The sequence below is a fragment of the Pseudoalteromonas sp. BSi20439 genome (genome assembly GCF_000241165.1).
Taxonomy (GTDB): Bacteria; Pseudomonadota; Gammaproteobacteria; order Enterobacterales; family Alteromonadaceae; genus Pseudoalteromonas.
Map to the genome: position 1 here is coordinate 1 of NZ_BADW01000038.1, position 6,135 is coordinate 6,135.

3 protein-coding genes and 1 pseudogene are annotated in these 6,135 nt (G+C 41.0%); 2 read left to right on the top strand and 2 right to left on the bottom strand.

Annotation, left to right across the window (positions count from 1 at the left end; genetic code table 11):
• Nucleotides 1–39 precede the first annotated feature (39 nt).
• On the bottom strand, nucleotides 40–2,286 hold the full coding sequence (locus P20439_RS03295; protein ID WP_008114037.1) for a carbohydrate binding family 9 domain-containing protein: 2,247 nt from the start codon (nucleotides 2,284–2,286) through the stop codon (nucleotides 40–42).
• Nucleotides 2,287–2,427: 141 nt separating this feature from the next.
• Nucleotides 2,428–2,751: a ferredoxin FdxA gene (fdxA, locus tag P20439_RS03300; RefSeq protein WP_008114035.1), complete on the bottom strand. Its 324-nt coding sequence runs from the start codon at nucleotides 2,749–2,751 to the stop codon at nucleotides 2,428–2,430.
• Between the two features lie 188 nt (nucleotides 2,752–2,939).
• Between fdxA and P20439_RS03305 the strand changes: the two genes are divergently transcribed.
• Complete coding sequence (locus P20439_RS03305; RefSeq protein ID WP_024600895.1) at nucleotides 2,940–4,547, top strand: NAD(P)/FAD-dependent oxidoreductase; 1,608 nt, start codon at nucleotides 2,940–2,942, stop codon at nucleotides 4,545–4,547.
• Nucleotides 4,548–4,639: 92 nt separating this feature from the next.
• Nucleotides 4,640–6,135, top strand: a pseudogene (locus P20439_RS03310) (amidase family protein); the annotation flags it as partial.

Genomic DNA, 6,135 nt, shown 5'->3' on the forward strand with positions numbered 1-6,135 from the left:
ATTGCCTAGCAAAATCTTACTTTTATATTATTTATAGCGTTATAACTGCCACGCATAACTGACTTTAGTAAAGAAAGTACGTTGGTCTCGCTCAATGCTTTTTAACGAGTCATCCTGATAACCTTTATCTGAATACCCTAAGTAAAATAAGGTTTGTGCGTTAATTTTGTATGAGTACACCAGCTGACTACCGTAATCTTTGTTGATTTCGCTAACCTGATAAAAGTAAGCATCCTCATTTCTGTCTATATCTTCAAACTGTAAAATCAGCTTAAGCATAGCGCGCATACTAAACTTATAATAAAGCCTAAAATCAATAAGGTTTGCGGTAAAAACACGTCGCCCTTGGTAATCATCTAAATGGCTATAATTATGCCTAACATCGACCTGCCAATGGTTATTAATATCCCAAACAGCCTGCGATTGTGTGGTTAAAACATCGCCTAGCTGCTCATTAGTGTAATCTATACGGCTTGCGTATTCGGCATATAACGATAATCTCAGATCTTTTGACGGTCTAAAAGCCGTATAAAAATAACCAATATTTTGGTTATAAAACTTGCCGTTATAATTTTCATAGCGATTTAATAAACCCAGCTCAAATACAGACTGCTTTTGACCTTGAAAGGTCATGTAACCTTCGTATTCTTCTTCAAGTAACTCGCCATTTTGCGCCCAGGTTTTATCCCAATCGGCGGTGTATGACCAGGTTGTTAGCATGTCATGTTCATCACCATACCAAGTTTGTCCGCCACCAAAGCCTACTTTTTCATAGTCTACCTTTTCTTGATAACCTAAATCGGTGCGGTAATCCTCACCAATATTGTCATAGGTCGCGTAGAGCTTATAATCACGCTTATCGCGTGTCAGCTTTAATGCATACGCCATATCCGACTGAGTGTCTGCTAAATTGTAGTTATCAACTAAAAACTGCGAGTTGTTGGTATCAGCATGGGCTATTTGGTAATTAAGCGTATCTGACTGATTAAACCAATAGCTGCCATCAACCGATAACACCGTATTATGGTAATCACTACTTTCTCTATATGTTGAAGTGACACCAATAGTACCTTGTTGGCCAATATCATATTGGTATCGAGCCACCGCCGCCTTAGTTTTATCATTTAGGCTGGCAAAGCCTGAGCCTTGGTTGCTGGGCAGTAAAACATTACTGTTGTCGTCATCGGCAAACATTAGCGCATAACTGTGGCTATCGGTTTTACCGGTGAGCTTTGCACCAATATTAGGCTCAGCTATGGTACGGGTATAAAGCAGTTCAAATAAATTACTTTTAAAATAAGACGCGCCATCTAAGAAAAACGGACGCTTTTCAGCGTAATAAATAGAGTAAGTGGTGTTTACATCCAGTTCTAAAGAATCGGTTTCTACCTGAGAAAAGTCTGGATTTATGGTGGCATTGATCACGGCATCTTTGGTGATTCCCCAACGAAGATCAAGCCCTACTTCAGTGTCTACATCGCCATTATCCCACGCACCCGGTACCTGTGTTTTTTGATCGTTTCTCAGTGCGGTTAATGTTGGCGTTAGCTGTAGGTTTTTACTTGGTGCTAAATTATTAAATCCGCTTATTTTGTCAAACTGACATAAACTACATTTAATATCACGGTCAAAGCCTGTGCTTGATAATTGATACAACACATCACGCTGATAGTTTCGCATTACAGCAAAACCCCAGGTAGATTGATCTTTATTTTGCGCAAATCGCAGCGCTTTAAACGGAATACGCATTTCAACTACGTAACCTTGCTCGTTTATGGTACCGGCACTGTCCCAAATGGCATCCCACGATAAGTCTGACACCCATTCATCGGTATCCGTCATGCGAAGGTCACCTTGAGCGCCCAGTGGGTTTACATAAAACTCATAGCCTGTACGTTCATCGTTAAAGGTATCAATCACCAAACCGACAGTATCATCTTGCCAGAGGGTATCTCTGTCACGAAGCGCCGCGCGAATTTTACTCGGATCGGGGTCGTAAGCTACAAACGCCACATATAAATTATGACCATCGTCATAAAGGTATGCATCTGTTTTTACTGGCGGTGTGCCTTTTTCATTCGGCTCATCTTGGTAATTTACCGCAACATGTGTTGCTTGTTGCCAATGTGGCTCGTTAAGCACGCCATCTACATCAATATTTTTATTAATGTGCGCGAGTTGATAATTAAGCTTATCGGCAAGTGCATTAGGGCTGAGAGTTAAACCGAGGCTGAAGCTGATAAAAAACAGCAATGTTGTTATTTTTATAGGTATAAAGTACTGCATAAACATCCATTTAGGTTTATTTACTTGTTAAAAGTAAACTTTGCTCAGGAGTGTAAATTATACAGGTACATTTGTTAATAGTTGCGCGCTATTATTTGCAATAAAATTAACAAAAAACTAATACACAACGAAGTGGAATGATTATGTGTCGAGAAGTTTTAATTTATTAGCCACACCATTCCAGCTATCGGCATCTTCCGGGGCGGGTTTAACTTGCGTTATACGTGGCCATATTTCTGCTAGCTCCGCATTTAATTGGGTAAACTCTTTTTGCGATTCAGGTAATTCATCTTCTTGAAAAATAGCATCAGCGGCACACTCAGGTACGCATAAACCACAGTCAATACAGTCAATAGGGCTAATAGCCAAAAAATTAGGACCTTCAAAAAATGCATCTGCAGGGCATACTGATACGCAATCAGTGTACTTACATTTTATACAATTTTCGGTGACTACAAACGCCATAATGGTTTAATACCTAATGTTTCACAATAACAGCTGCGGATCATACCCAACCCTTACCAAAACACAATAAATAAGTGCCAAAAGTGGGCAATTTAACGTAACATATGGCGCTTATAAATCAGCGCTTTGTGCACACCCCTTATTGTGAGCGGAATTTAATCCCCGCTATGACACCTAAAGAGATATTAATGATACGTTTAACCGAAATAAAGCTGCCGCTTGACCATGACGAAAATGCCATTGGCCAAGCCATCATCAATAAATTAAATATAAGCCCAGAGCAGCTACACAGCTACAATGTGTTTAAACGCGGTTACGATGCACGTAAAAAAAGCGCCATTTTACTGATTTACACGCTTGATGTTGAAGTGGATAACGAAGCACAACTGTTAAGCTCGTTTGAAAAAGACCAACACGTTAAAGTCTCCCCTGACACCAACTACAAATTTGTAGCGCACGCCAATAGCAGTATTAAAGAACGCCCTGTGGTAATTGGCTTTGGCCCTTGTGGCTTATTTGCCGGTTTAGTGTTGGCACAAATGGGCTTTAACCCAATTATTTTAGAGCGCGGTAAAGAAGTGCGTGAGCGCACCAAAGACACCTTTGGCTTTTGGCGTAAAAAGGCCCTTAATACAGAATCAAACGTACAGTTTGGTGAAGGTGGCGCAGGCACGTTCTCAGACGGTAAGCTCTACAGCCAAGTAAAAGACCCTAAACATTATGGTCGTAAAGTCATTACTGAGTTTGTAGAGGCTGGTGCTCCTGAAGAAATTTTATACGTGAGTAAGCCGCATATTGGTACCTTTAAACTGGTAACCATGATTGAAAAAATGCGCGCCCGAATTATAGAACTTGGTGGAGAAATTCGTTTTAGCACGCGCGTTGACGATATCCATTTAGACAACGGCCAAGTGACTGGGCTTACGCTTTCTAATGGTGAACAGCTCGAAACTCGCCATGTGATATTAGCGGTTGGCCACAGTGCCCGCGATACGTTTAAAATGATCCACGATAAAGGCATTTATGTTGAAGCTAAACCCTTTTCAGTGGGCTTTAGAATAGAACATAAGCAATCAATGATTGATGAATGCCGCTTTGGCGATAATGCGGGTAACCCTATTTTAGGCTCTGCAGATTACAAATTAGTACACCATTGTAATAACGGCCGTACTGTATATAGCTTTTGTATGTGCCCTGGCGGCACAGTAGTTGCCGCAACATCTGAAGAAGGCCGAGTCGTCACCAATGGCATGAGCCAATATTCACGTAGTGAACGAAATGCGAACAGCGCTATTGTAGTGGGTATTTCGCCAGAAAAAGACTTCCCTGGGCATCCCCTAGCCGGCATTGATTTACAGCGTAAACTAGAAGAGCAAGCCTATGAACTTGGTGGTAAAAACTACGATGCCCCTGCACAGCTTATTGGCGACTTTTTAAAAGGTAAATCATCGGCTAATTTAGGGGATGTACAGCCTTCGTATACGCCAGGTATAAAACTGACTGATTTAAGCAACGTATTACCTCCTTTTGCGATTGAAGCCTTGCGTGAAGCAATTCCTGCTTTTAACAAGCAAATTCGTGGTTTTTCAACTAATGATGGCTTACTCACTGGGGTAGAAACGCGTACTTCATCACCAATAAGTATCAAGCGCGATAAAACCTTCCAAAGTATTAATACTAAAGGGCTTTACCCTGCAGGTGAAGGCGCGGGTTATGCGGGTGGTATTTTATCAGCGGGCATTGATGGTATTAAAGCCGCAGAGGCGGTTGCGTTATCGATGCTAGAAAACGCCTAACTCGATTTAATCGACCTTTATCGAAAAACCTCACATTGTGAGGTTTTTTTGTGCTAAAAATAACCTGTGTTTCCATAAAATAGATAATAACAATGAGTATAAAACGGCTACTTTTAACATTATGTGTTTGTACAATAACTAACTTACACGCAGCGGCTAACAATACAGAGCTTAAAACCATTAGTGACATTCACAGTGCCTATAAAAATAATAGCACTACAGCTGAACAGCTTACCCGCACTTATATCGACAGAATAAACGCGCTCAATCCTAAATATAATGCGGTAATTAGTATTGAGCCCACTGCAATTGAACAAGCCAAACAACTCGATGCACTATTTAAAGCCGGAAAATGGGCAGGCCCTTTACATGGTATTGCGGTATTACTAAAAGATAACATTGAAACAACAGGTACATTACCCACTACAGCGGGCTCATTAGCACTTAAAAATAACATTACCAATAAAGATGCCTTTGTGGTTAAACAATTACGCCAAGCAGGCGCTATTATTTTAGGCAAAGCGAACTTAAGTGAATGGGCTAATTTTCGCTCATCGTATTCGTCATCTGGTTGGAGTGCAATAGGTGGGCAAACCCATAACGCCCATGATGTAACGCGTAATCCGTGTGGTTCAAGCTCGGGCTCTGCTGTGGCGGTTGCTTTAAATTTTGCGCCTATTGCGCTGGGCACAGAAACCGATGGTTCAATTACCTGTCCTGCTTCGGTTAATGGGGTGTACGCCATAAAACCCAGTATGGGACAAGTTTCGCGCGCAGGCGTGGTGCCACTTTCTAGTAGCCAAGATTCGGTAGGCCCAATGGCACATTCTTTAAAAGATGCACTCGCAGTATTGTCCGTCATTCAAGGGGAAGACCCTAATGATGTATCAACACTCAACGTAAATAGAAAGCTTGATAGTATAGCGCCTAAGCCGTCACTGAGAATAGGCGCTTTACCTGCCAGTAAGTTTACTGTGGAAACACAAAAACTTTACGCTAAACAGCTACAAGCATTAAAAGACGCAGGTCATACCGTTGTCAATGTTGAAGTAAAAGATGATTTAAGCACACTTTACGTTGATGAATACGCTATATTGCTTTACGACTTTAAAGCCGAAATTAATCACTATTTAAGCCAAACACCAACGCAAGTAACGGTAAAAAGTTTAGACGATTTAATCGCATTCAATACCGCAAATAAAAAGCAAGAAATGCTCTACTTTGAGCAAGATATTTTACAGCAAGCCAACGCGGTTGATTTGAGTGAGAAACAACAATATCAAAAAACCAAAGCGCGATATCAAGCACTTGCAAACCGCGCTATTAGCAATTTATACCGCAATAATAAGCTCGATATTGTAATTGCCCCCACCGTTTCGCCGGCGTGGAAAACCGATTTAATTAACGGCGATAACTTTAAAGGCAGTAGTAGTTCATTGCCTGCCATTGCAGGGACAACTCATATTACTTTACCGGTTGGTAAAGTAAGCCACTTACCTGTTGTTTATCAGTTATAGCTAATCAGAACGCTGAAGCGGCTGCTTATGCGTACGCTGCTATTATCGATAATGTATTAGGCATAAAAAAA